The organism is Thalassospira sp. MCCC 1A01428 (assembly GCF_002115825.1).
Taxonomy (GTDB): Bacteria; Pseudomonadota; Alphaproteobacteria; order Rhodospirillales; family Thalassospiraceae; genus Thalassospira.
Genome location: NZ_JFJZ01000018.1, coordinates 24,426 through 48,468 on the forward strand (window position 1 = coordinate 24,426; position 24,043 = coordinate 48,468).

Here is a 24,043-nt window from a genome sequence, read left to right on the forward strand (position 1 = left end):
CCGGTCAGGGCTTCCTCGCAAATTTAGGGGCCCTGGCCGGCGAACCAACATCACATTTTATTCTTTTGCCAGTTCAAGAGACTGAACCAGTTTGTCGACAGCATCTTGCGACGACATTTCAGAATTAAAGTGCGCTGTAACGGTATCGACAATGGTGCCTGTCAGGTTGCCCGGCAGCGCCATGTCTACACCGACCGAGGGTAAAAAGCCGTCAGATGCCTGTGAAGCCTTCATGTCTTTTTCCGATTGCAGAGCGCATTCGTCGAATTTATCCATCGGCACGCCAAGGCGCGCCGGAATAGAGCCTTTAAGCAGGTTAAAGGTTTCCTGGAATTTTTGACCCAGAATTAAACTGGCAAGCAGGTTTTGCCCCTCGACCTTATCCGCGCCTTCGACATGGAACATGGCGAAGCTGTCGGTATTAAACAGATAGCCATGGTTTGACGGTGTGGCCGTACAGAGGAAATCTTTACCAGGGACTTTCCCTGCTGCCATGAATTCGCCTTTTGCCCAATCTCCCATGACTTGCATGGCGGCTTTGCCATTCATAACCATGGCCGTTGCCAGGTTCCAGTCACGACCGGAAAAGTCATTATCGACAAAACCGCGTAGAATGCGCATTTCGTCGAACACCTTTTTCATGGTGTCAGATTTCAGAGCGTCTTCGTCTTGTTCAATAAGGGCCTTTTGATAGAAGCCGGTACCACCAATACCCAAAACGACATTCTCAAACAGAATGGTTTCCTGCCATGGTTGCCCGCCAAGAGCGAGCGGGACAATGCCTTGCGCCTGCAGCTTTTCGGCCAGTTTGTTGAAGTCCTCCCAGTTTGAGGGAACTTCGGATGCCCCGGCTTTGGCCAGAACTTCGGGGTTGGCCCATATCATATCGGTGCGGTGAATATTGACCGGCACGGCGACATAATGCCCGTCATATTTCATAAGGGTGCTAAGGCGTTTAGGCAGGATTTCGTCCCATTTTTCTTTTTGGGCGACGTCATCGAGATTAGCAAGAGCCCCTTGTTCAGCCCATTCCATGATCGCAGGGCTTTTTAATTGTACAGCGGTTGGGGCATCCCCTGATAAAACCCGGGAACGCAATACTGTCATGGCGGCAGAGCCACCACCACCAGCCACGGGGCTATCGATCCATTTGCCGCCATGGGCTTCAAAGTCGTTTTTTAGGGCAACGGCGGCTTTGGCCTCTCCACCCGAGGTCCAGTAGTGCAAAACTTCGACTGTTGGTTCGGCCTGGGCGAGTGCCGGGGTGACCAGCGCTGTTGCACAAAGAATAGCGCCAAGTGTTTTCGTGTTGAACCGTGATTTAAGCGAATACATTTTTTCCTCCCGTTTTTTATGATGTAGCGACCATGCGACGGGAAGTCGGGTTTTGCATCCCGAATGGTGTAACAGAATATTGCCAGACGCCATTTTGAAACGAACTGTTACAATAAATGATAGCGCTAACATTGTATCTGTGATGATGGAGCGTTCTTTGCGCTGTCAGATGAACTTCACTTGGTCACTGATCCAAAGTTGCAAGCGCCTTGTTGCCGACTTTGGGGAGCAGGCAAGTTTCCACTTTGACGAGGTCACGGGAGGGGAAAGAGGGCTTTTTATTTCATTGTACAAGGGGCGACGACGGAATGAAGCGAATGTGGGTGCGGTGCGATATAATTGCGCAGAAGCAAAAAAGGCTTGTTTTTCTGTTGTTTATGGACGGATAGGTAGTTCAAAATCTAATTGAACCCATTCAATTATGACTATTTGGAACAGATGATATGCAATCTTGGTGGATTGAGATGTTTGATCAATTTCGTCATATTGCAACGCAGAAGAACGGAGCAGAGCGCATCCGGCAACATAATGAAGCCGAGATTTGAGCGCTCATCAGTTTGAAACACAGGAGGTTCAACATGTTCTTGTCCAGTATCATCGTTGCTGTTCGTCGTTGGGCCTATGCACGGTCAGTCGCGAACGAACTTTACGATCTCGACAGCCGTGATTTGGATGATGTCGGGATTTCCCGCTGGCAGATCAAAGACGTTGCACGCAAAGCTGCACGTGACGCGATCGCTTAAGCAGGCGGAAATAGATCGACAGCGTCTAACTAGTAGGCTGCTGTATGCAGAAGCCGGGCCATTGTGACCCGGCTTTTTGTATGTCTGGTCATCCTCTGCGCGCCAGCACCATATATAAATGACGATATGAACGCCGTCCGGTTCAGATTTTCATCCATCCATATATTTTAATCGGTATTGACCACAATCGACCTTATCTTTCCTGCAAGCCCGCCCCGGAGGGGCTGTCAGATGGTACTTCCGATTCGCATCGCCAGTTAAACAGATGTATCGATGAAATAATCCTCAAACTGCGTAACGATAATTGTTTGCACGATGTTTGTTAAGATTGATTTTTACTTCGACAAATTCTTTACCATGTTTTGCAAAAAATCGTTAAGTTATTGATAGTGGTAATCAATGACGTCGTTTTCCCTTGAATTAATTGGTGCTACTTCCCAGAATAGGCGTTAGCCAAATGGAGGAGACCCAATATGAAAGGTGATCGGCAGATCATTGGTTACCTTAATCGCATCCTCACGAACCAGTTGACCGCGATTAATCAATATTTTTTGCACGCCCGCATGCTCAAAAACTGGGGTGTCGCGGAAATGGGCGAATATGAATTCAAATTGTCCATCAAGGAAATGAAGCGCGCCGACGATTTGATCGAGCGCATTTTGTTTCTTGACGGGCTGCCGAACTTGCAGAATCTCAACAAATTGCTGATTGGCGAGAATGTTGGCGAGATCGTTGAATGTGACGTGAAGTACGAGCTGTCTGCGTTGCCATTGCTGCGTGAAGCTATTTCTGCCTGCGAAAAGGCAGAAGACTTTGTTACCCGCGATTTGCTTGTTTCTTTTCTGGAAGATCAGGAAGAGCATGTCGACTGGCTCGAAACCGAGCAGTGGCAGCTTGATAATGTCGGTGTTCAGAATTACATCCAGAGCCGTTCAGGCGACGGCGACTAATCATTCAGGGAGCGTGCGCCATGAAAGGCAGCCAGAAGGTTATTGATATTCTTAATCGGCAATTAACCGCCGAATTGTCCGCTGCGGACCAATATAACACCCATGCGGAAATGTATCTCGATTGGGGGCTTCATGCCCTGTATGAGCGGATGCATCATGAAAAAGACGAAGAACTTGATCACGCCAAGCGTTTGATCGAGCGTATTTTGTTTCTGGAAGGGGTGCCCGATACGGCATCGCGTACGCCGATTAGCGTTGGCCAGACGGTTCCGGAAATGATGAAAAACGATCTTGATCATGAATATATGGTGATCAAGTATCTTAAAGAATCCATCAAGGTTTGCGAAGCCGAGGGTGACTATCAGACCCGTAATGTTCTGACTCAGCTTCTTGACGATAGCGAGGAAGATCATGCGCACTGGATCGAACAGCAGATTCGCCTGATCGATATGATGGGTCTTCAAAATTATATTCAGTTCCGCGCTGTAGGTGAACCTTCGCCGCATGGCTAAGGCTTACACTCAAGTCTAAGGCGGACGTTTAAATAACGTGTCGAGGAAAGGGCTGCCAGATTTGGCGGCCCTTTCTGTTTTTGGGTGCAAATTTTTGTAAACGTACAATATGAAGCCCGCCTTTGATTGGGGCTGTTTTGCGGACAGAAAGGGCATTTGTGATCGGAGGTGGTGGTTCGGGCCCGCCGCGGCGAATTTACTTTAACAGAATGCTTGACCTTCCTGTCGCTGGAAACTTTATGTTGTCATACATATTGAAAAAGCGAGGTGTTCGCGATGACAGCAATGACAAAGCCACAGAGTGAAGGCAGCGATGTGACGTTACAGGTGGACGGCATGAGCTGTGCATCGTGTGCGGGGCGCGTGGAGAAGGCGATCAACAAGATCGATGGTATTGGCGAGGTGGATGTCAACCTGGCCATGAATACCGCCCATGTTCGGTTTGACGAAAATGGCAAGGCTGGAATTCGCGATGTCGCGTCCGCCATTCGTAACGCGGGCTATAGTGTTTCAGAACAGAAGCTGGCCTATGATATTGATGGCATGACTTGTGCCAGCTGTTCCGGACGGGTGGAAAAGGCGCTGGGTAAACTGCCCGGTGTGACCGAAGCAACGGTTAATTTGGCGATGGAACGGGCCGATATTTCAGTGATTTCTGGAATGGTAAGTGACAGTCAGGTGATTGCAGCAGTTGAGAAAGCGGGCTATCACGCAGTTTCCCGTAATCAAAAACTGTCTAATGACAATAAGGCCGAAAAAACCTCCGATCATGCTTTGTGGTGGTTGGCTGCGTCGATCATATTATCGGCGCCGTTAATCGGACAAATGATATGGATGTATCTTGGGGTTGATTTTCGCCTGTCCGCCTGGGTTGAGCTTGCCTTGGCAACACCGGTGCAGTTTGTCATTGGCTGGCGGTTTTACCGCGGGGCGTGGTTGGCATTGCGCAACCGTGCAGCCAATATGGATGTGCTGGTCGCATTGGGCACGTCGGCAGCCTATTTTCTGAGCCTTTATAATATGGTGCAACCTGGCATAAGTGGGGCAGGGCACCTGTATTTTGAGGCATCAGCCACGATCATTACCCTGATCCTGGGGGGTAAGATTATGGAAGAACGCGCCAAGCGTGGGGCATCGGCCGCCATTCGTGAATTGATGGCGCTACGCCCACGCAAGGCGCGCAGGCTGGATGTTGAAACGGGTGCAGAAACCGAGGTTTCTGTTGATGATTTGAACGTTGACGACATCGTACGCGTGCGTCCTGGTGAAAAACTGCCTATTGATGGTGAGGTGGTTGCCGGGGAAAGCGAAATTGATGAATCACTGATTACCGGCGAAACACGGCCTGTATTACGCAGCACAGGTGACGCGGTTGTTGGCGGCGCTGTTAACGGGACAGGGCGCATTGACATCCGGGTAAATGCGGTTGGCGAAGATACGACATTGTCGCGGATTATCCGGCTGGTAGAGCAGGCCCAAACGGGCAAAGCCCCGGTGCAGCAAATGGTTGACAAGGTAGCTGCTGTTTTTGTGCCCGTCATTATTATGATTGCCTTGTTAACACTTGCCGGGTGGTTGATCGCGGGGTTTGGCCTTGAGGCAGCGATTGTTGCATCTGTGTCGGTGTTGGTAATTGCCTGTCCATGTGCCCTGGGCCTGGCAACGCCAACGGCTTTGGTTGCCGGAACAGGGGCGGCAGCAAAGGCTGGCATTCTGATCCGCAATTTTGAAGCGCTTGAACATGCCCATAATGTCGATGCCGTGATTTTTGATAAAACAGGTACGCTTACTGAAGGGGTGCCGACGGTTCATGATGTTGTTCCAGCCCATGATTTTGGCAACAAAACTGAACTGCTGCGTCTGGCGGCGTCGCTTCAGCGCGCAAGCGAACATCCATTGGCCCACGCCGTGGTGCAGGCCGCAAATGACGATGATTTGAAACTGGCCAATGTCGATAATTTCAAAAGTACGACGGGTGCCGGTGTTAGCGGCACAGTCGACGGGCGACCTGTTCTGATTGGGACGGAAGCCTTGTTACGCGATAATAACGCAACATTGCCCGAGGCCGATATAACCAGGGCTATTGGCGATGCAGAACACAAGGGCAGAACAGTTGTACTGGTGGCTGTGGACGGCAAGTTTGCCGGGTATCTGACCCTGGAAGATAAAATTCGCGAAAGTGCCATTGCCGCCGTTAAACACCTCAAGCAGCGCGGTATTGTCAGCATTATGTTGTCGGGTGATGCCGAAGATGTTGCCGCCCATGTTGGGCAGGAAATTGGCATGGATAGCTGGCGTGGGCGCATTCGTCCGCAAGACAAGGCCCGTGAAGTTAAAAAACTGCGCAAGGAAGGCCGTCATGTTGCGATGGTGGGTGATGGTATTAATGACGCCCCCGCATTGGCCGCGGCAGATGTCGGCATTGCGATGGGGGGCGGCACTGACGTTGCCATGGAAACCGCCGGCATTACCCTGATGCGATCAGACCCGGCATTGGTGGCCGGGGCGATTGATATTTCCATCGCTACCCGACGCAAGATTACACAAAACCTGTTCTGGGCATTTGGTTACAACGTGATCGGGGTACCACTTGCAGCATTTGGTATTTTAAGCCCGGCGATTGCAGGGGCAGCGATGGCGTTAAGTTCGGTGTCGGTTGTGACCAATTCATTGATGTTGCGACGCTGGCATGTGCGCAATGAGGGAGGGCAAAAATGAATATTTCCGATGCCGCACAGGACAGTGGCCTGCCTGCCAAAACCATTCGCTATTACGAAGAAATCGGGTTGGTTCACCCGGGGCGCCTTGCCAATGGATATCGTGACTACAGTGATCAGGATTTGCATAAATTGCGGTTTTTGCAGCGATCGCGCGGTTTGGGTTTTTCGATAGAGGATTGCAGGACGCTGTTGTCCTTATACGAGGATCACAATCGCGCATCTGCTGATGTACGCCAGATTGCAAAAGCGCATCTCGACGATATTGACCGTAAAATTGCAGAACTAAAGAGCCTTCAGACGACATTGCGTCATCTGGTGCATCAATGTCATGGCGATGACCGGCCTGATTGCCCGATTATCGAGGATTTGGCCGGTCCGTCAGCATGATATGGCAACGGGGCCATACCCGTTAATGCCCGGTGTAAACTGGAACTATCTAAAATAGAGAGAGAAACAACCTGTGAAGAACAAATGGGGTTACAGTGCAATCGCGCTGGGCGTAGTCGTGCTTGCTATTGTCGGGTATCAGTATTTCAAACCCGGTCAATCACAGTCGCCAGCTGCAAATATTGATGCATCAGACCTGCATCTGGTGGCGGCAGGCAAAAAAATTTACGATGCCAATTGCGCATCCTGCCATGGCGATAAGCTGGAAGGCGAGGCAAATTGGCAAAAACGCGGACCTGATGGTTTGTTACCGGCTCCGCCCCATGATGCCAGCGGCCATACATGGCATCATCCTGATGATATGCTGTTTGATCTGACCAAATACGGTCCGGCTAAAATGGTTGGAAATGGCTATCAAAGCACGATGCCGGCATTTGAAGGTACATTGTCGGATGACGATATTGTTGATGTGCTGTCCTATATTAAAAGCCGTTGGCCCGATGAAATTCGCAAACGGAATGATCAAATGAATGCAGCCGCGCAGGCTGAAAAATAAAATCTGATTGTGCCCTATGGAAAACCTGCTACCCGGCAGATTTCAGGGGCTTACCCGGCGTGCGGCATTGGCAGGCATATTTTAACGGCAGTGCCGCAGCCGGGCTTGCTTTCAATGATAAAGCGTCCACCATGCAGTTCTGTAAGCATTTTTGCCAGTGGCAACCCAAGTCCTGTTCCGGCGCTTTCCTTGATGCCTTTGGGGTGGAGCTGCGAAAAACGGGTCAGGGCGCGAGGTATATCCTGTGGGGCAATACCAACACCGGTATCGCTAATGGTAAAAATGGCTTCGTTCGCAGTTGTATGCAGTTCAAGGGAAATTTCACCGCCATCCGGGGTGTATTTTCCGGCATTGGTTAAAATATTGATCAGGATCTGCTTTAATTTCAAACGGTCACAGTTAATGGTAATGGCTTGATCGGGCAGGTTTAATGTTAAAACATGTCGGCGACGGTTGAAATCGTCAGCTATCAATTTGATGGCTTCACGTGCAATCGTCACGGCATTGTTTGACTCAGGTTTGATTGTCATCGCCCCGTCGTTCATTTTTGCCGTGTCAAGAACATCGTTGACCAACGATAGCAAATGGGTTCCGGCTTCGTAAATATCCTGCCCGCATTCGCGGTAGGTTTGCGTTATATCGCCCAAAATAGCCTCGGCGATCAGCTCGGAATTGCCGATAATCGCATTTAACGGGGTGCGCAATTCATGACCCATATTGGCCAGAAAATCGGTTTTGGTGGCGTTTACATCGTTCCGGTCCTGATTATGGGCTAGCAGGTTTTGTTCTGCGATGCGGTTGTTGCTGTTTTCCATCAATGTTAGCAAAACCGCTGGTACGCTTTGATTTTCCGCTATCCATTCAAGTGCTGAAATCGTTAGCCGACATGGAACGTTTTGGTGTGCTGCATTCACAACTGTGATGTCGCCACACCAAAACCGGCCGGATGCAAAGATATGTTCCAGGTCATCTACGATGCCTTGCGACAGAAATGATGCCTTGTGATGAAGAAGGTCTTCGGCGCTGATGCCCAGAATTTGCCCAAGTGCATTGTTGGCTTGAAGGACTTTACCATCGCGCAGGCAAATTGCGGCCCCATATGGCAGGGCCAGCAGCAGGGCATTATTTTCGATTGGGCCGGTTGTTTTGCCATAATTTTTCGATTGGTTGGCACTCATCGTAAAACCCCAGCTTACGAAAAATTTCGGATCAGAAACGATCCACGTTCAGGCCGCCCAACGAAATTTCCGGGGTTTTGCCTGATATCAGGTCTGCTATCGCCTTGCCTGAACCGCAACTCATGGTCCAGCCCAGCGTTCCATGCCCCGTATTAAGATAAAGGTTATCATATTTCGTTGGCCCAAGCACAGGGGCAGAATCGGGGGTAACGGGCCTTAGGCCACTCCAATAGGTAATATCCTCACGTTTTCCGCATTGTGGAAAAAGATCGAAGGCTTTGTTAGCAATTAATTGCTGACGCCGATGTGACATACGCAGGGAATACCCGTCCAGTTCAGCGGTGCCGGCGGCCCGCAAACGGTTGCCCAGGCGCGAATATACCATTTTAACGCTGTCATCAATCAGGCTGACGGAAGGTGCGTGGCTTTCGTGCCCGCTGGTATCAATTGTAATTGAATAACCCTTACAAGGGTAAATGGGTAATTTGATGCCCAGGGGGGTTGTCAGAAGCGGACTGAAACTGCCCAGACAAAGCAGATAACAATCCCCGCGGACTTCGCCGCTATCGGTGCGAATATGGTCAATCGCCGAACCGCTTTTTTCAATCGAATGAATGGATGTATTATAATGAAACACAGCGCCCATGTTGCGACAGATTTTTGCCAGCTCTGTGGTAAATTTTTGCGCATCTCCGCTTTCATCGTCGGGTGAAAAACTGCCGCCGATGATCTGGTGTGCTGCAGCTTGAAGTGCGGGTTCAATTTCAAGGCATTCGCGTGCATTGACAACGTGTCGTTTTAACCCAAATTGTTTCATGATTTCAGATGATTGGGAAACTTTGTTCATTTCCTTTTCATCGCGGCAGATATGCAAAATGCCTTTTGACAGATTGTCATATTCTAGGCCAAGATTGCGGCGCAATTCCTTGATACAGTCGCGGCTATAGATTGCCAGGCGCAGTGATTTTTCAATGTTCTGGCGGGTACGGTCAGGGCCGCAATTGCGCAAAAAACGCAAACCCCAGGCAAATAGCTGTGGGTCAAACCGTAATCTGAATAATAATGGCGCATCTTCGCGGCCCAGCCATTTCAAACTTTGCCACGGCGTTTCAGGGGTAGCCCACGGGGTTGCATGACATGCCGAAATTTGCCCGCCATTGGCAAAACTGGTTTCCTGTGCAGCCATAGGCTGGCGATCTATGATGCTAACCTGATGGCCATTTTGCAAAAGATAATAGGCGGCGGTCGTCCCGATGACGCCCGCCCCCAATACAACAACATGCATGCCGGAATTGCCTTGTTCGCGTGGATTTAATTGGCAGAATCATATGCGCGGGGGCAATATACGCATTGGGAAAACAAATAGCTACCAGTGGCAATGCGTAACTGTGTTGTCAGAAACGGCTGTGCTTTCGGGCTGTTGCCAGGTCAAAGAAATTTTAAAACCGGGGCCGTGATGAGCGAAATTTTGACGATCGCACAAATGTATGAAGCCGATAAACGCACCATTGAAAACGGGCTTGCGGGCGAGGCTTTAATGGAAAATGCTGGTCAGGCTGTGGTCGATGCGATTTTGCAGCGTTTTTCTCCCTGTTCTGTATCGGTTTTGTGTGGGCCTGGGAATAATGGCGGCGATGGTTTTGTCGTTGCCCGGTTGTTACGTGCACAAGGCTGGAACGTTCGTTTGGGCCTGTTTGGCCAACTTGCTGACCTGACAGGGGACGCAGCATTGAATGCCGAAAAATGGCAGGGTGTTGCGGAGCTGTTATCACCCGCGTTGCTTGTGGGCGCGGACCTGATTGTGGACTGCATTTTTGGTGCCGGGCTGTCGCGGGATATAACCGGTGATATGGCTGAACTGGTGCATGCTGTAAATGATAGCAACGTTAGTGTTGTTGCCGTTGATATGCCCAGCGGTATTGATGGTGTATCAGGGGCCGTGCGCGGCGTTGCAATTGAGGCCGACCTGACAGTGACGTTTTGCCGGCCAAAGCCCGGTCACTATTTGCTGCCCGGACGTGAGATGTGCGGCGAACGGGTTGTGGCGGATATCGGCATTAGCGATAAAACAGTGGCGTCCTTGCACCCGGATATTTTTATCAACAATCCTCGTTTATGGGCCCGGCATATTCCGTGGCCGGGTATTGCCGGTCATAAATATAACCGCGGGCATGTGCTGGCGTTGGGCGGAGCACATGCCACCGGGGCCACCCGCCTTGCCGCACGGGCCGCACGCCGGGCTGGTGCCGGTTTGTTAACAGTATTGGCCGAACCGGCGGTATTACCGCTTTATGCGCAGGATGCGCCGGGGGTGATGGTTGCCCCGATTGCCCGGTTTGAAGACCTGATGCAGGATTGCCGCCATAATGGTGTGCTGATTGGCCCGGGTGCCGGGGTGGGCGACGATACCCGCAAGCGGGTTGTTCATGCCTTACATTGCGCGCGAGCCTGCGTACTTGATGCTGATGCCTTAACCAGCTTTGCCGATGAGCCCAGCACACTGTTTTTTGCCGTGCAGGGGCCAACCGTAATGACCCCGCATGAAGGTGAATTTGGCCGCCTGTTTGTCGACATGACCGGCGACAAGGTGACGCGCGCCCGTGCCGCTGCCAAGCGAAGCGGTGCAGTCATTGTTTTAAAAGGTGCGGATACGGTGGTGGCGGCACCAGACGGCCGGGTTACAATTAACGATGTTTTTGCACCCTGGCTGGCAACAGCAGGCAGCGGCGATGTTTTGGCCGGTATGGTGATTGGCTTGCTGGCACAGGGTATGCCTGCCTTTGAGGCCACATCGATGGCGGTGTGGCTGCACGGGCAGGCGGGCCATAATTTTGGACCGGGTCTTATCGCGGAAGACATTCCCGACGCACTGCCGGTTTTGCTTGCAAAGCTTTGGCAAGGCAGGATGGACGCATAAGGGCGCACAAACTCAGAGGCGCGCTTGTTTGTATGAGCATAATCAGTTTGCGCCGACTTTGCGAAAGCAGGTTTTGCGATGCAAGAACACTGGCCTTTATTTTGCCTGCTGGTGCCTTTGTGATTTCAATTTTGTACGGGATGCTGGCGAAATCCTGGTTGCCGCCCTTATGCATGATCGGAAATTGAATGAACCAGACTTTTATTGATCGCACGTTTGATAACATTCGTCAGCTTTGGCGAGAAATTCGCGAAAACCCCGTCGTTCGCAGTTTGGGATTTGATGACGAGTCTGCGCGCAAGGATCATTGGCGCCGCCAGGTTGCCGATTGCCTGGCGCATCGGGGCGGGGCAGTTTCGGCGCGGTCTCGCGCGGCAGAGTTGGGGCACGATTTTCTGCGTCTTGACGACGCAGGCCGCAAAGAGTTTTTGCATCTTTTGATCAATGAGTTTGATGTTGATCGTGGCAAACTCACCGCCCTGATGACAGACTGGCAGCAGGCTGACGATATGGCCGAACGCACCATGCTTGAAGGACAAATGCGGTTTGAGCTTGTACCGCCTTATCGGAAATTATTACAAGAATTCAATTCATTGCCGCAGGGTGTTAAGTTTCTGGTTGATTTGCGAGCAGATCTGTTACGCTGGCGGGGCGAAGCGCCGGGCCTGTCATTGTTAGAGCAGGATCTAAAAACATTGCTGGCAAGCTGGTTTGATATCGGCTTTCTCGAACTTCATCAGATTACCTGGAATTCTCCGGCATCCTTGCTGGAAAAACTGATTGCATATGAAGCTGTGCATCAGATTCGCAGTTGGGAGGATTTAAAAAGCAGGTTGGCACAGGATCGGCGCTGCTTTGCCTTTTTTCATCCCGGAATGCCAGATGAGCCGCTGATCTTTGTCGAGGTTGCCTTGGTGTCAGGTATTGCTGACAATGTTGATGTTCTGATTGATCGCGATCTGACAAGCGAAGCTGCTGATCCGTCCAAAGTGGATACCGCAATATTCTATTCCATTTCCAACGCGCAGTCGGGCCTGGCCGGTATCAGCTTTGGTGATTTTTTGATCAAACGAGTGGTATCAGAGCTGCAACGGGACCTGCCCAATTTGCGGCAGTTTGCAACATTGTCGCCCATTCCGGGGTTTCGGCGCTGGATGATGCGCATTAACGCCCAGCTGGAGGCATCACAACATATACAGGCCCCTGCACCCGATAAAAAAGATACGGAGGGCAAGGCTATTAAAACGATTTCAGGCGAGGATGCCAAACAGGCTGTTTTAGTGCCCGAAAATGTTTTGCAAGACCTTGCTATTTGTGCGCCGCTTGTTGCTGCCAATGGTGTTGGGCACCGTGAACACCAAGGAGATCTGAAAGAAATTTCAGCAACGGCCCGGCCGGCCTTGTTGCGGTTGGTGGCACATTATTTGTTAAACGAGCGCCGGCCAGGCCGAAATACGGCGCTGGACCCTGTTGCTCACTTTCATCTTACCAATGGTGCCAGGGTGGAACGGCTTAATCTGGATGCCAACAGTGCCCTTGCCGGGCAGGAACAGTCGTTTGGTTTGATGGTTAATTACCTGTATCAGGCGTCGGAAATTGAAAAAAATCATGAAAATTATATTGGCGCGGGAAAAATTGCGGCATCAGGCAATGTCAGGCGTCTTGCGGGGTGAAACCGGGCTTTGAGGGTCTTTTTGCCCCATCCGGGCGTTATTATTTGCCTGCTTTGCTCGGAAGACCTCAGGCGACGCTTGCATGAGGGGATCGAAGTTTGTATTAAGGCGCACCCACACCGGTTTTTCCGGTGCGGGAGGTATGCATTTGTGCGGGCGTGGCGGAATTGGTAGACGCGCTGGATTTAGGTTCCAGTGGAGAGATCCGTGGGGGTTCGAGTCCCTTCGCCCGTACCATTTGCAAACTGGAAAATAAAAAAAGCTATTCGTTAAGTCATATTGACTTCTGACGTCCGGACGACGTCGCGTAACGGACATTATTCGAACCTAAGCAAAAGAGTTATCCATGCAGGTTACAGAAACCAAAAATGAAGGCCTGGCGCGCGAATTCAAGGTCGTTGTGCCGGCCGCTACAATCGAAGAACAGGTTAATGCCAAGCTGGAAGAAATCAAAAGCCAGGTTCGGCTTCCGGGTTTCCGCCCTGGTAAAATTCCGGCCAAACTTTTGCGTCAGCGTTATGGCAAATCCGTTATGGGTGAAGTCCTTGAAGCTGCTGTAAATGAAAGCACCAGCAAGGTTCTGGCTGACAACGAATTGCGCCCGGCTGTTCAGCCGAAAATTGAAGTCACTGCCTTTGATGAAGGCAAAGACCTTGAATATGACATTTCGGTAGAAGTCATTCCGGCGATTGAGCCGATGGATTTCTCCAAGCTGAACCTGACCCGTGAAGTTGTTGAACTTGACGACGCCAAGGTTACCGAAACCCTGGACCGTATCGCTGCTGCACAGGGCACCACCGAAGCTCTGAAGCGCAAGCGCAAGTCCAAAACCGGTGACGTTCTTGTCATTGATTTCCTTGGTAAAGTTGGCGGCGAGCCTTTTGAAGGCGGCAAAGCCGAGGATTACGAACTGGAACTGGGTTCAGGCACTTTCATTGAAGGTTTCGAAGACCAGTTGACCGGTGCCAATGCTGGCGACGAAACCGTTGTCAAGGTGACCTTCCCTGAGAATTACGGTTCTGACGAACTGGCTGGCAAAGATGCCGAGTTCGATGTGACCGTCAAGGAAATCAAGGAAAAGAAACCGGCTGAAATTGACGATGAACTCGCCAAGAAGCTGGGTCAGGACACCCTTGAGTCCCTCAAAGAAGCGATCCGCAAGGATTTTGGTCGGGAATACGAGTCGGTTGCGCGTCAGAAAATGAAACGCGATCTGCTTGATCAACTGGCTGACAATCACAGCTTTGATCTGCCGTCCAGCCTGGTTGAGAATGAACTGACCGGTATTATCGGTCAGATCAAACAGGCACGTGAAGCTGGCCAGGAAGATGACGAAACCAAGGGCAAATCTGAAGAAGAGCTGACCGAAGAGTTCCGCGAAATTGCAGAACGTCGTGTTTTGCTGGGGCTGTTGCTGGCTGAAGTTGGCCGCAACAACAACATTCAGATCACCCAGGACGACATCAACAAGGTACTGGTTGCCGAAGCCCAGAAATATCCGGGTCAGGAACAGCAGGTTATTGAATTCTACAAAAATAACCCGCAGGCCTTGCAGGCGCTTCAGGGCCCTGTATATGAAGACAAGGTGGTGGATTACATCGTCGAACTTGCCAAGGTTGAAGAAAAGACCGTTACGGTTGAAGAACTTCTGAAACCGGAAGAGGAAGACGACGCGCCGAAAGCCGACGCCAAGAAGAAGGCTCCGGCCAAGAAAGCTGCGGCGAAAAAGCCGGCTGCCAAGAAAAAGGCTGCTGACGAAGGCGAAGAGTAATCTGCCGATAAGCAGACAAAGTTGCAGCAAGGAGATTGCGGTTGATGATTGAAGAGCAGATGAACTCGCTTGTACCGATGGTGGTTGAACAGACCAGCCGCGGGGAACGGGCCTATGACATCTTTTCCCGCCTGCTCAAAGAGCGGATCGTGTTCATCAATGGCCAGGTCCATGACGGCATGTCGTCCTTGATTTGTGCCCAGCTACTGCATCTCGAATCGGAAAATCCGGACAAGGATATTTCCCTGTACATCAATTCTCCGGGCGGGGTGGTGACATCCGGCCTGGCGATTTACGATACCATGCAATATATCCGTTGTGATGTGTCGACCGTATGTATGGGGCAGGCTGCCTCGATGGGGTCGCTGCTGTTGATGGCGGGTGCAAAAGGCAAGCGTTACAGCTTGCCAAATGCGCGGATCATGATCCATCAGCCGTCAGGTGGTTTCCAGGGGCAGGCGTCGGATATCGAAATCCATGCCCGCGAAATTCTGGCTCTGCGCCATCGCCTGAACGAAATTTATGTCGAGCATACCGGCCGTGATATTAAAACCATCGAAGATTCGATGGAGCGCGATAACTTTTTAACTCCTGATCAAGCCAAGGAATTTGGTCTGATCGATGAGGTGGTTACGTCGCGTCCCAAGCCGGAAAGCGATAAAAAAGACTGATTTCGTTTAATCGGTGTAATTTTGAAACGCCCCGGTTTTCTGACCGGGGCGTTTTTTATGTCTTGCGTGGTTTCGCCTGAAAGTCCTAGACATGTAAGTTACAGGACGATGAAACCCGGCGCAGATGGAACATCTGCCACCGGATGAACGTTTTGTGAACAGGGCAGGCTTCACTTTTAGCCTGTTCATCCTATATCAAAGACATGGCCGCAAGCTGGAAGGGGCCGATTAATCGTTGAGATCGGTATGCTTTCCCGGCTAACATGGCGATAACAGATAACGTCAAACATCATTGGGGTTTGTATGAGCAAATCGAATAGCGGAGACTCCAAGAACACTTTGTATTGTTCTTTCTGTGGAAAGAGCCAGCACGAGGTGCGTAAGCTCATCGCCGGGCCGACTGTCTTCATCTGCGATGAATGCGTCGAACTGTGCATGGACATCATCCGCGAAGAGCACAAAACCCATCTTGTAAAGTCCGCTGATGGGGTGCCTTCTCCGCAAGAGATTTGTAAGGTTCTCGATGATTACGTCATCGGTCAGGGCCATGCAAAGAAGGTGTTGTCAGTGGCTGTTCACAACCACTACAAACGCCTGAACCATGCCAGCAAGAACGAAGACATCGAACTGGCAAAGTCAAATATCATGCTGGTTGGTCCAACCGGTTGTGGCAAGACTTTGCTCGCCCAGACGCTTGCGCGGATTCTTGATGTTCCCTTCACAATGGCAGATGCCACAACCCTGACCGAAGCCGGTTATGTGGGTGAAGATGTTGAAAACATCATTCTGAAGCTTCTTCAGTCAGCAGATTATAATGTTGAACGGGCCCAGCGTGGCATCGTTTACATTGACGAAGTCGATAAGATTTCGCGGAAATCCGATAATCCGTCCATCACCCGTGATGTGTCGGGTGAGGGTGTGCAGCAGGCCTTGCTGAAAATTATGGAGGGCACCGTTGCATCTGTGCCTCCGCAAGGTGGCCGCAAGCATCCGCAACAGGAGTTTTTGCAGGTCGACACGACCAATATCCTGTTCATTGTTGGCGGTGCTTTTGCCGGGCTGGACAAGGTTATTTCGCAGCGTGGCAAAGGGGCCGGTATCGGCTTTGGCGCTGATGTGCGAAGCCCTGATGAACGTCGCACAGGCGACGTGTTACGGGCTGTTGAACCCGAAGACTTGCTGAAATTTGGCCTTATTCCCGAGTTCATCGGTCGTTTGCCGGTTTTGGCAACGTTGGAAGACCTGGACGAGGAAGCCCTGGTCAAGATCTTGACAGAGCCGAAAAACGCGCTCAGCAAGCAATATCAGCGTTTGTTCGATATGGAAGATGTCAAGCTGACCTTCCAGGATGATGCGCTGGTGGCGATTGCCGGCAAGGCGATTGAACGTAAAACGGGCGCCCGTGGCTTGCGTTCGATTATGGAAGGCATTTTGCTTGATACCATGTTCGATCTGCCGTCGATGGATAGCGTCGAGGAAATTGTCATCAATCGTGATGTGGTTGAAGGCAAGGCCAAGCCGCTTTTGATCCATGCGGAGCGCCGCACGGACGTTGAAAACAGTGCCTGATTGTTATTGCCGCGCGGGCAGCATTGCAGCGCGGCAATAACGTCTTATCTATTGAGGATGTTCGCGGTGCTATCGGGGCCTATTGCAGGACCGAAGCAGCGTTTTGGCTCAAAATAGGGAATAGAACACATGGTCGAACTGGCACATGCTGATATCTACCCGGTCTTGCCGTTGCGCGACATTGTCGTGTTTCCGCACATGATCGTTCCGTTGTTTGTTGGCCGTGAAAAATCGGTTCGCGCACTTGAAGATGTGATGCGCGAAGATAAACAAATTCTTCTTGTTACCCAGAAAGATGCCGGACTGGATGATCCGTCGGTCGATGACCTTTACCGGGTCGGGACTGTTGCGTCTGTTTTGCAGTTGCTGAAACTGCCCGATGGTACGGTAAAGGTTCTGGTTGAAGGTGGAAAACGTGCCCAGATTTCGGGCTTTGTTGATAACGCCGAATTTTTCCAGGCCTATGGCAGTGTGCGTGACGAAGATGACGAAGATGAAAGCGAGCTTGAAGCTCTTTCCCGCTCTGTCGTCACCCAGTTTGAACAATATATCAAGCTGAACAAAAAAATTCCGCCCGAAGTGCTGGTGTCGGTCAATCAGATCGAAGAACCGGCAAAGCTGGCGGATACTGTTGCGTCGCATCTGGCGCTTAAAATTTCAGAAAAACAGGAATTGCTGGAAACGGCGTCGATTGCGGCGCGGTTAGAGCGGATTTTCGGGTTTATGGAATCTGAAATTGGCGTGTTGCAGGTTGAAAAGAAAATTCGCAATCGCGTCAAACGCCAGATGGAGAAAACCCAGCGCGAATATTATCTGAACGAACAGCTTAAGGCTATTCAGAAGGAACTGGGCGAGGGCGAAGACGGCAAGGATGAGGCATCCGAGCTGGAAGATAAGCTTAACAAAGCCAAGATGCCGAAGGAAGCCAAGGAAAAAGCCCAGGCCGAGCTTAAGAAATTGCGTAATATGAGCCCGATGTCTGCCGAGGCAACGGTCGTGCGCAATTATCTTGACTGGATGGTGTCCATTCCGTGGAACAAACGGACCAAGATTTCGCATGACTTGAAAAAAGCCAAAAAAGTTCTCGATCAGGAACATTATGGTCTGGAGAAGGTCAAGGAACATATCCTTGAATATCTTGCAGTTCAGGCGCGAATTAAAAAAGTAAAAGGCCCGATTCTGTGCCTTGTTGGTCCTCCTGGTGTGGGTAAAACCTCGCTTGGGAAATCCATGGCCAATGCGACGGGGCGGAACTTTATTCGTATGTCGCTGGGCGGGGTGCGTGATGAATCGGAAATTCGCGGTCATCGCCGGACCTATATTGGATCAATGCCAGGCAAGATCATTCAGGGAATGAAGAAGGCGAAATCTTCAAATCCTTTGTTCCTGCTTGATGAAATTGAAAAGATGGGTTCCGACTTCCGTGGGGATCCGGCGTCAGCCTTGCTTGAGGTGCTCGATCCTGAGCAGAACGCTACTTTCAACGATCATTATCTTGAAGTGGATTATGATCTGTCAGATGTGATGTTTGTGACGACGGCCAACAGCCTGCGTATGCAACAGCCGCTGCTTGACCGTATGGAGATCATTCGGATTTCGGGTTACACCGAAGACGAAAAGGTTGAAATCGCCAAGCGCCATCTGATCCCCAAACAGGTTGAAGCCAACGGCTTGAAAAAGTCGGAATGGAGCATCTCTGACGATGCCCTTCGTGACCTGATCCGTTATTACACCCGTGAAGCAGGGGTTCGTAGCCTTGAGCGTGAGTTGGCCCGTCTGGCCCGCAAAGCGACCAAACGTATTTTGATCGAAGGTTTGAAAACTGTGCGGGTGACACCGCGGACCTTGGCTAAATATGCCGGGATTCGGAAGTTCCGTTATGGTGAAACCGAAGGTGAAGACCAGGTTGGTGTTGTGACGGGACTTGCCTATACCGAATTTGGTGGAGATTTGTTGCAGATCGAAGCTGTGACGGTTCCGGGCAAAGGGAACATGAAGACGACCGGCAAGCTGGGCGATGTCATGACAGAGTCGATCCAGGCTGCGACGTCGTTTGTCCGGTCGCGGGCGACGCAATTTGGCATTAAGCCATCCTTGTTTCAGAAGCGCGATATTCATGTTCACGTTCCGGAAGGGGCAACCCCGAAAGACGGCCCTTCAGCCGGTGTTGGCATGGTGACGTCGGTTGTGTCGATTTTGACCAGCAACCCGGTTCGCAAGGACGTTGCGATGACCGGCGAGGTGACCTTGCGTGGCCGCGTGCTGGCAATTGGTGGTTTGAAAGAAAAATTGCTGGCTGCAATGCGCGGCGGTGTCAAAACGGTTCTTATTCCGAAAGACAACGAAAAAGACCTTGAGGACATCCCCGATAACGTGAAGCGCAATATGCGGATCATTCCGGTTGCCCATGTAGATGAAGTTCTTCAACACGCTTTGGTTAACCCGTTGGTGCCGATTGAGTGGGATGAAGAATCGGATAACGTAACGGTGAAGCCAAAAGACAGCGAGGAATCGGAGGTCGGTGGGGTTACAACCCACTGATCAGCCGCAAAATCCTGCAGTTTTTGACAGGGACAGCTTGGCTGTCCCTGTTTTTTTGTGGATAACTTTGCCCGGAATCGATCAAGGCCAAAAGGGCTGTGCCTGTAAAGGCGAAAAAACTGCAAAAAAACCACCGAAACGGCAGAAAACTGCGTCTCTCCGATTGACGGCATGTTCCCGACCTGCTTACATTGCGCCTGTAACAGGTTTGGGGCAAACCAAATTTCCTTATAACTCCGAACGTCCAATAAGGGGGCCAGGAAGTGAATAAAAACGATCTCGTTGGAAGTGTCGCTGCGAAAGCTGATCTGTCTAAAGCAGACGCTGCCAAAGCCGTTGATGCTGTATTCGATTCTATTACCGATTCTTTGAAATCAGGCGATGAAGTTCGTCTGGTTGGTTTCGGCACGTTCGCCGTTGCTGCGCGTGCAGCTTCCAAAGGTCGCAATCCGCGTACCGGCGAAGAAATCGATATTCCGGCTTCTAAGCAGCCGAAATTCAAGGCTGGCAAAGGCCTTAAGGACGCCGTTAATTAATTTTAACCGTCTTTGAAAAAAAAATGCCGGTGACAGCGTCACCGGCATTGCATTTTAAAAAAACCATGTTATGTTCCGCTCGCTTCCGCAAAATGGGGCACACAAAAAAGGGTGATTAGCTCAGCTGGTTAGAGCATCTCGTTTACACCGAGAGGGTCGGGAGTTCGAATCTCTCATCACCCACCATGTTAAAGGCGCCCGAACAGGGCGCCTTTTTCTTTTGTCGGATCAATGAATTATATCGTCATATTGAAATCCCGGCCAGCACAGGTCTGTCAGTGCTTTGCCGCATCATATTCCATGTTGTCTGTCTATTCATGGGGCGGTGTAAGGCGGGTTCGATGGGGCTTATTGTAAGCATGCCGCTTAGAAAAATATTTCAATCTGATTTGCGCATTTGTTTAAAGTTCGGTCATTGATACCAGCTGGCATATTGCAGGCTTGGTCCGTAATTGCAGTAGCAATGATCTGAAACGGCGACGCCGTATTTTTCAGGCAAAACAAATATCATTTCCATTCTGATCTGTGTGATTTGGCATAATAGGGGCTGGTGCATACCCGGGCGGTCTGTAATCATATTCGGGCCCTACCGGTTTACATCGTCAGGTTGAGGTTTTTGATATCGGAGTTTTGTTCTTGTTAGTTTCAGCCCTTCACAGGTTTTACATCAGCTTCATCCCTGTATTGGGGAACTGGCGACGCCATATGACTGTCATGTTGTTTCTGGGGGCTCTTGCCGGCTTGCAAGGATGCTACCTGCCAGAGCAGTTCACAGCGGACCTGGAGCTATCGCGCAATGGCGATTATCATTTTACCTATAAAGGGCAGTTGCGGCACGCAAAGCTGGCCAAGGATCTGATGGATGGCAAGGTAAGCCCTGCGGACGAAAAACAACGTGCAGTAACGATTTTAAATGACCTGGAGCGCGATGCTGCTTTTGGGCCGTCAACCTATGTGGGGCGCGGGGTGTTTAACGTTAGTTATGACCGGCGCGGTAATATCCTGAAGGAAAAGACGTTTAATTTTGTCCGTCGCAATTCCCGAATTTTGCAATTGTTGTATCATGAGAAAAGTCAGACGGTTGAAGTTCGCGGTAGTTCAGTGCCAGAACAGTATCTCGATACGCTCGGGGCGATGGGATATGTGCCTAACGGAACCATTACAGTTCATACCAATGTTCATGTGCGCCGCGAAAATGCCACGAGTCGAAAGACGGTCGAAGATGAAACGACTCTAAACTGGATAATAAACAAGCTGGGTGAACCTGCTCTTATTCTGATTTTAGGGTAGGAAAGGCGGTTGAGGCTTTGCCTGCCAACAGTCGGGTCCCAAATACCATCTGTATAATAAAAAACCCGCCAAACGTAATTTTGGCGGGTTTTGTGAAGCGGATATAAATTGTTGTTAATAGACCATTTCGTCTTCGCCGCCGCCTTCGGAAATAACAATTTGACCTTGTGATGCAAGTTCCTTGGCCAACTGTACAATCATCATCTGACATTCCTCGACATCGGCCAGTCGCACCGGACCCAGGGCATCCATATCTTCGCGCATCATCTTGCCGGCGCGTTCGGACATGTTTTTGAAGAACAATTCGCGCATTGCGTCGGTCGAGCCTTTAAGAGCCAGTGCCAGCTTGTCTTTTTCGACCTGACGCAACAGGGATTGAACGCCGTTATTATCCAGACGGGCCAGATCTTCGAAGGTGAACATAAGCGCCTTGATCTTTTCGGCAGAGTCGCGGTTACGTTCTTCAAGGGCTGTCAGGAAGCGATCCTGGCTTTGGCGGTCAAGGCTGTTGAAAATATCGGCCATCAGTTCGTGGTTATCACCCCGTGACCCGCGCGCAAGGTTTGACATGAACTCGGTGCGCAGCGTTTTCTCAATATTATCAAGAACCTCTTTCTGAACGGCTTCCATGCGCAACATACGCATGATGACTTCCATCGAGAAGTTTTCCGGCAGAAGCGACAGAACAGCGGCGGAGTGTGTTGATTTCAGCTTTGAAAGAACCACGCCAACTGTTTGGGGATATTCGTTTTTTAGATAGTTTGCTAAAACAGCCTCGTTAACATTGTTCAGCTTGTCCCACATCGTGCGACCGGCCGGACCACGGATTTCTTCCATGATATTGTTAACGCGGTCTTCCGGCAAAACCTTGGTCAGCAGGCGTTCGGTTGTATCAAACGAACCGACAAGAGAACCGGTCGATGACAACTGATCCGCAAATTCGACAAAAAGGCGCTCGACGATGTTGGAACTGATGGTTCCAAGACTGGACATCGTTTGCGAGATTTCCTTAATTTCCTCGTCATCCATTAATGCAAACATCTTGGAGGCATGTTCTTCCCCCAGTGCCAGCATCAGGATGGCCGCTTTTTCCTGTCCAGAAAGCGACCGGTATTCTTCTTTAACGCGCCCCACGTAAAGCCCACTCCGTCAGCAATTCCAGATCCGCTTCAAAATAACGTATCCTCGTGAAGGATACGTTACGACCAGTCAATAAATCTATAAGGCCTAAGTGCGTGTATGAAAAGACCTCTAGCATGCCGCACTGCCAGACAAATTGCCATAATGTGGCGTACGGTGCAAAAAACCGCGGAAGTTTTTCTTTTAAGGTGATCATTTCATGCTGAAATGACGACGCAGTTGAAAGCGTTGCTATCAGCTTGACTTACCCTGGGGGCTGGTCTAACAAGAGCACGCCAATGGATGGCCGTTTTGGGGGCGTAGCTCAGTTGGTTAGAGCGCCGGCCTGTCACGCCGGAGGTCGCGGGTTCAAGTCCCGTCGCTCCCGCCAATCCGGTCATCGATTGTTTTCTTTCTTGGGCGCTGCGTCTTTCCCGCCCGTATTTCATTTGCTGCTATGCATCAATCTGAAATGCGTTCGTGACGTTCAGCTGACCTGAAATTGAAGGCAGATGGCACGAAATTTAGAAAAGTTCCGGGCTTGGCGAGGTGGAAACACATCTCCGGGGCTGGTGCTTGTGTGGTGCATACGTTATGGTGCGCCCTTACGGGCTAGGTGGGGACCTGGTCGGGTTCTGGTTAGACCTGTTCTTGAGAGGTCAGAGAGATGCAAGAGCTTCTTTCGGAATATCTTCCGATCCTGATTTTCATCGGGATTGCCGTCGGTCTATCGGCGGTTATCATCATCGCTTCGCTGGTTCTGGCCAAGCAGGCCCCGGATGCTGAAAAGCTGTCTGCATATGAATGCGGCTTTTCGCCATTCGAAGATGCACGCATCAAATTCGATGTTCGCTTCTACCTGGTCGCAATCTTGTTCATCATTTTCGATCTGGAAGTTGCCTTTCTGTTTCCGTGGGCGGTTACGCTCGGTAAAATCGGAACATTTGGCTTCCTCTCGATGGTTGTTTTCCTGACAGTGCTGACAATCGGCTTTGTCTACGAATGGAAGAAGGGAGCTCTGGAATGGGAGTGAGCACCAATACAGGCGCCCCTTTGGCCCCTGGTCACGATCAGGACGTGCTGCTTAAGGGTGTGTTTGACGAGATGAATGACAAGGGCTTTGTCCTTGCCAGCCTCGACAAACTGGCAACCTGGGCCAGCACCGGGTCGATGTGGCCGATGACCTTTGGTCTGGCCTGCTGTGCTGTTGAAATGATGCATGCTGCTGCGGCGCGTTATGACATGGACCGATATGGTGTCGTGTTTCGCCCAAGTCCGCGTCAGTCTGACGTCATGATTGTTGCCGGTACGCTGACAAACAAAATGGCACCGGCGCTCCGCAAGGTTTACGACCAGATGGCCGAACCGCGCTGGGTTATTTCGATGGGCTCGTGCGCCAATGGCGGCGGGTATTATCACTATTCCTATTCGGTGGTGCGCGGTTGTGACCGTGTTGTTCCGGTTGACATTTATGTCCCCGGTTGCCCGCCGACAGCCGAGGCGCTGATTTACGGTATTTTGCAATTGCAAAAGAAAATCCGCCGTACCGGTGTCCTGTCACGCTGATCCGAGAGT

20 protein-coding genes and 3 tRNA genes are annotated in these 24,043 nt (G+C 50.8%); 19 read left to right on the forward strand and 4 right to left on the reverse strand.

The features are described from left to right. Positions 1 to 57: 57 nt before the first annotated feature. Positions 58 to 1,335, reverse strand: a complete 1,278-nt coding sequence (locus tag THS27_RS14410) for an ABC transporter substrate-binding protein (RefSeq protein WP_085592046.1) — start codon at positions 1,333 to 1,335, stop codon at positions 58 to 60. Positions 1,336 to 1,913: 578 nt separating this feature from the next. Between THS27_RS14410 and THS27_RS14415 the strand changes: the two genes are divergently transcribed. From THS27_RS14415 to THS27_RS14440, 6 genes are all read left to right on the forward strand, one after another. Beyond that, on the forward strand, positions 1,914 to 2,078 hold the full coding sequence (locus THS27_RS14415) for a DUF1127 domain-containing protein (RefSeq protein WP_085592048.1): 165 nt from the start codon (positions 1,914 to 1,916) through the stop codon (positions 2,076 to 2,078). A gap of 473 nt (positions 2,079 to 2,551) precedes the next feature. Further along, positions 2,552 to 3,028: a bacterioferritin gene (gene bfr / locus THS27_RS14420; RefSeq protein WP_085592050.1), complete on the forward strand. Its 477-nt coding sequence runs from the start codon at positions 2,552 to 2,554 to the stop codon at positions 3,026 to 3,028. Between the two features lie 20 nt (positions 3,029 to 3,048). Then, positions 3,049 to 3,540 carry a bacterioferritin gene (bfr, locus tag THS27_RS14425; protein WP_085592052.1) on the forward strand — a complete coding sequence of 164 codons (492 nt, stop codon included), beginning with the start codon at positions 3,049 to 3,051 and terminating at the stop codon, positions 3,538 to 3,540. A gap of 276 nt (positions 3,541 to 3,816) precedes the next feature. Continuing rightward, a complete protein-coding gene (locus tag THS27_RS14430) occupies positions 3,817 to 6,258 on the forward strand; it encodes a heavy metal translocating P-type ATPase (RefSeq protein WP_085592054.1) in 2,442 nt (813 codons plus the stop codon). Then, entirely contained in the window at positions 6,255 to 6,647 is a 393-nt protein-coding gene (gene cueR / locus THS27_RS14435; protein WP_085592056.1) for a Cu(I)-responsive transcriptional regulator, read from the forward strand. Before THS27_RS14430 ends, cueR begins: the two co-directional genes overlap by 4 nt. Before the next feature lie 73 nt (positions 6,648 to 6,720). Then, positions 6,721 to 7,203, forward strand: coding sequence for a cytochrome c (locus tag THS27_RS14440; RefSeq protein ID WP_246832968.1), 483 nt, complete (start codon positions 6,721 to 6,723; stop codon positions 7,201 to 7,203). 50 nt (positions 7,204 to 7,253) lie between these two features. On the opposite strand, the gene THS27_RS14445 is transcribed toward THS27_RS14440, so the two are convergent. Both THS27_RS14445 and THS27_RS14450 read right to left on the reverse strand, forming a co-directional pair. Next, complete coding sequence (locus THS27_RS14445) at positions 7,254 to 8,381, reverse strand: PAS domain-containing sensor histidine kinase (RefSeq protein ID WP_085592058.1); 1,128 nt, start codon at positions 8,379 to 8,381, stop codon at positions 7,254 to 7,256. A 31-nt stretch (positions 8,382 to 8,412) separates the two neighbouring features. Continuing rightward, positions 8,413 to 9,666, reverse strand: coding sequence for a D-amino acid dehydrogenase (locus tag THS27_RS14450; protein WP_085592059.1), 1,254 nt, complete (start codon positions 9,664 to 9,666; stop codon positions 8,413 to 8,415). 171 nt (positions 9,667 to 9,837) lie between these two features. Between THS27_RS14450 and THS27_RS14455 the strand changes: the two genes are divergently transcribed. The 10 genes from THS27_RS14455 (at position 9,838) to THS27_RS14505 (ending at position 21,349) form a co-directional block, all read left to right on the forward strand. Continuing rightward, on the forward strand, positions 9,838 to 11,298 hold the full coding sequence (locus tag THS27_RS14455) for an NAD(P)H-hydrate dehydratase (protein ID WP_085592061.1): 1,461 nt from the start codon (positions 9,838 to 9,840) through the stop codon (positions 11,296 to 11,298). 188 nt (positions 11,299 to 11,486) lie between these two features. Continuing rightward, entirely contained in the window at positions 11,487 to 12,971 is a 1,485-nt protein-coding gene (locus THS27_RS14460) for a malonyl-CoA decarboxylase (RefSeq protein WP_085592063.1), read from the forward strand. A 152-nt stretch (positions 12,972 to 13,123) separates the two neighbouring features. Continuing rightward, a tRNA-Leu gene (locus tag THS27_RS14465) sits at positions 13,124 to 13,208 on the forward strand. Between the two features lie 109 nt (positions 13,209 to 13,317). Beyond that, positions 13,318 to 14,742 carry a trigger factor gene (gene tig / locus THS27_RS14470; protein ID WP_085592065.1) on the forward strand — a complete coding sequence of 475 codons (1,425 nt, stop codon included), beginning with the start codon at positions 13,318 to 13,320 and terminating at the stop codon, positions 14,740 to 14,742. Positions 14,743 to 14,786: 44 nt separating this feature from the next. Further along, positions 14,787 to 15,413 (forward strand): ATP-dependent Clp endopeptidase proteolytic subunit ClpP, encoded by a 627-nt coding sequence (clpP, locus tag THS27_RS14475; protein ID WP_085583355.1) that lies wholly within the window; start codon positions 14,787 to 14,789, stop codon positions 15,411 to 15,413. A gap of 303 nt (positions 15,414 to 15,716) precedes the next feature. Next, complete coding sequence (clpX, locus tag THS27_RS14480) at positions 15,717 to 16,982, forward strand: ATP-dependent Clp protease ATP-binding subunit ClpX (protein WP_085592067.1); 1,266 nt, start codon at positions 15,717 to 15,719, stop codon at positions 16,980 to 16,982. A 129-nt stretch (positions 16,983 to 17,111) separates the two neighbouring features. Next, positions 17,112 to 19,523: an endopeptidase La gene (gene lon / locus THS27_RS14485; protein ID WP_085592069.1), complete on the forward strand. Its 2,412-nt coding sequence runs from the start codon at positions 17,112 to 17,114 to the stop codon at positions 19,521 to 19,523. A 263-nt stretch (positions 19,524 to 19,786) separates the two neighbouring features. Continuing rightward, positions 19,787 to 20,059 carry an HU family DNA-binding protein gene (locus THS27_RS14490; RefSeq protein WP_008891813.1) on the forward strand — a complete coding sequence of 91 codons (273 nt, stop codon included), beginning with the start codon at positions 19,787 to 19,789 and terminating at the stop codon, positions 20,057 to 20,059. Between the two features lie 109 nt (positions 20,060 to 20,168). Further along, a tRNA-Val gene (locus tag THS27_RS14495) sits at positions 20,169 to 20,245 on the forward strand. 519 nt (positions 20,246 to 20,764) lie between these two features. Next, positions 20,765 to 21,349 carry a hypothetical protein gene (locus tag THS27_RS14505; protein ID WP_085592072.1) on the forward strand — a complete coding sequence of 195 codons (585 nt, stop codon included), beginning with the start codon at positions 20,765 to 20,767 and terminating at the stop codon, positions 21,347 to 21,349. Between the two features lie 114 nt (positions 21,350 to 21,463). Here the strand turns inward: THS27_RS14505 and fliG are convergent, their stop codons facing one another. Further along, positions 21,464 to 22,483, reverse strand: a complete 1,020-nt coding sequence (gene fliG / locus THS27_RS14510) for a flagellar motor switch protein FliG (RefSeq protein WP_085583347.1) — start codon at positions 22,481 to 22,483, stop codon at positions 21,464 to 21,466. A gap of 299 nt (positions 22,484 to 22,782) precedes the next feature. Here fliG and THS27_RS14515 point away from each other — a divergent pair. The 3 genes from THS27_RS14515 to THS27_RS14525 all read left to right on the forward strand — a co-directional run bounded on the left by THS27_RS14515 (position 22,783) and on the right by THS27_RS14525 (position 24,034). Beyond that, positions 22,783 to 22,859 (forward strand) — tRNA-Asp (locus THS27_RS14515). A gap of 276 nt (positions 22,860 to 23,135) precedes the next feature. Next, positions 23,136 to 23,501: an NADH-quinone oxidoreductase subunit A gene (locus tag THS27_RS14520; RefSeq protein WP_085592074.1), complete on the forward strand. Its 366-nt coding sequence runs from the start codon at positions 23,136 to 23,138 to the stop codon at positions 23,499 to 23,501. Further along, complete coding sequence (locus THS27_RS14525) at positions 23,492 to 24,034, forward strand: NADH-quinone oxidoreductase subunit B family protein (protein WP_085592076.1); 543 nt, start codon at positions 23,492 to 23,494, stop codon at positions 24,032 to 24,034. Before THS27_RS14520 ends, THS27_RS14525 begins: the two co-directional genes overlap by 10 nt. The last annotated feature ends 9 nt before the right edge of the window (positions 24,035 to 24,043 follow it).

Bases quoted from the DNA above. Each gene is read 5' to 3' on its own strand.
- clpP (WP_085583355.1), top strand. From the start codon at position 14,787: ATGATTGAAGAGCAGATGAACTCGCTTGTACCGATGGTGGTTGAACAG.
- THS27_RS14505 (WP_085592072.1), top strand. From the start codon at position 20,765: ATGACTGTCATGTTGTTTCTGGGGGCTCTTGCCGGCTTGCAAGGATGC.
- THS27_RS14415 (WP_085592048.1), top strand. From the start codon at position 1,914: ATGTTCTTGTCCAGTATCATCGTTGCTGTTCGTCGTTGGGCCTATGCA.
- THS27_RS14450 (WP_085592059.1), bottom strand. From the start codon at position 9,666: ATGCATGTTGTTGTATTGGGGGCGGGCGTCATCGGGACGACCGCCGCC.
- THS27_RS14520 (WP_085592074.1), top strand. From the start codon at position 23,136: ATGCAAGAGCTTCTTTCGGAATATCTTCCGATCCTGATTTTCATCGGG.
- bfr (WP_085592052.1), top strand. From the start codon at position 3,049: ATGAAAGGCAGCCAGAAGGTTATTGATATTCTTAATCGGCAATTAACC.
- clpX (WP_085592067.1), top strand. From the start codon at position 15,717: ATGAGCAAATCGAATAGCGGAGACTCCAAGAACACTTTGTATTGTTCT.
- lon (WP_085592069.1), top strand. From the start codon at position 17,112: ATGGTCGAACTGGCACATGCTGATATCTACCCGGTCTTGCCGTTGCGC.
- THS27_RS14525 (WP_085592076.1), top strand. From the start codon at position 23,492: ATGGGAGTGAGCACCAATACAGGCGCCCCTTTGGCCCCTGGTCACGAT.
- tig (WP_085592065.1), top strand. From the start codon at position 13,318: ATGCAGGTTACAGAAACCAAAAATGAAGGCCTGGCGCGCGAATTCAAG.
- THS27_RS14410 (WP_085592046.1), bottom strand. From the start codon at position 1,335: ATGTATTCGCTTAAATCACGGTTCAACACGAAAACACTTGGCGCTATT.
- THS27_RS14455 (WP_085592061.1), top strand. From the start codon at position 9,838: ATGAGCGAAATTTTGACGATCGCACAAATGTATGAAGCCGATAAACGC.
- THS27_RS14445 (WP_085592058.1), bottom strand. From the start codon at position 8,381: ATGAGTGCCAACCAATCGAAAAATTATGGCAAAACAACCGGCCCAATC.
- cueR (WP_085592056.1), top strand. From the start codon at position 6,255: ATGAATATTTCCGATGCCGCACAGGACAGTGGCCTGCCTGCCAAAACC.
- bfr (WP_085592050.1), top strand. From the start codon at position 2,552: ATGAAAGGTGATCGGCAGATCATTGGTTACCTTAATCGCATCCTCACG.
- THS27_RS14430 (WP_085592054.1), top strand. From the start codon at position 3,817: ATGACAGCAATGACAAAGCCACAGAGTGAAGGCAGCGATGTGACGTTA.
- THS27_RS14460 (WP_085592063.1), top strand. From the start codon at position 11,487: ATGAACCAGACTTTTATTGATCGCACGTTTGATAACATTCGTCAGCTT.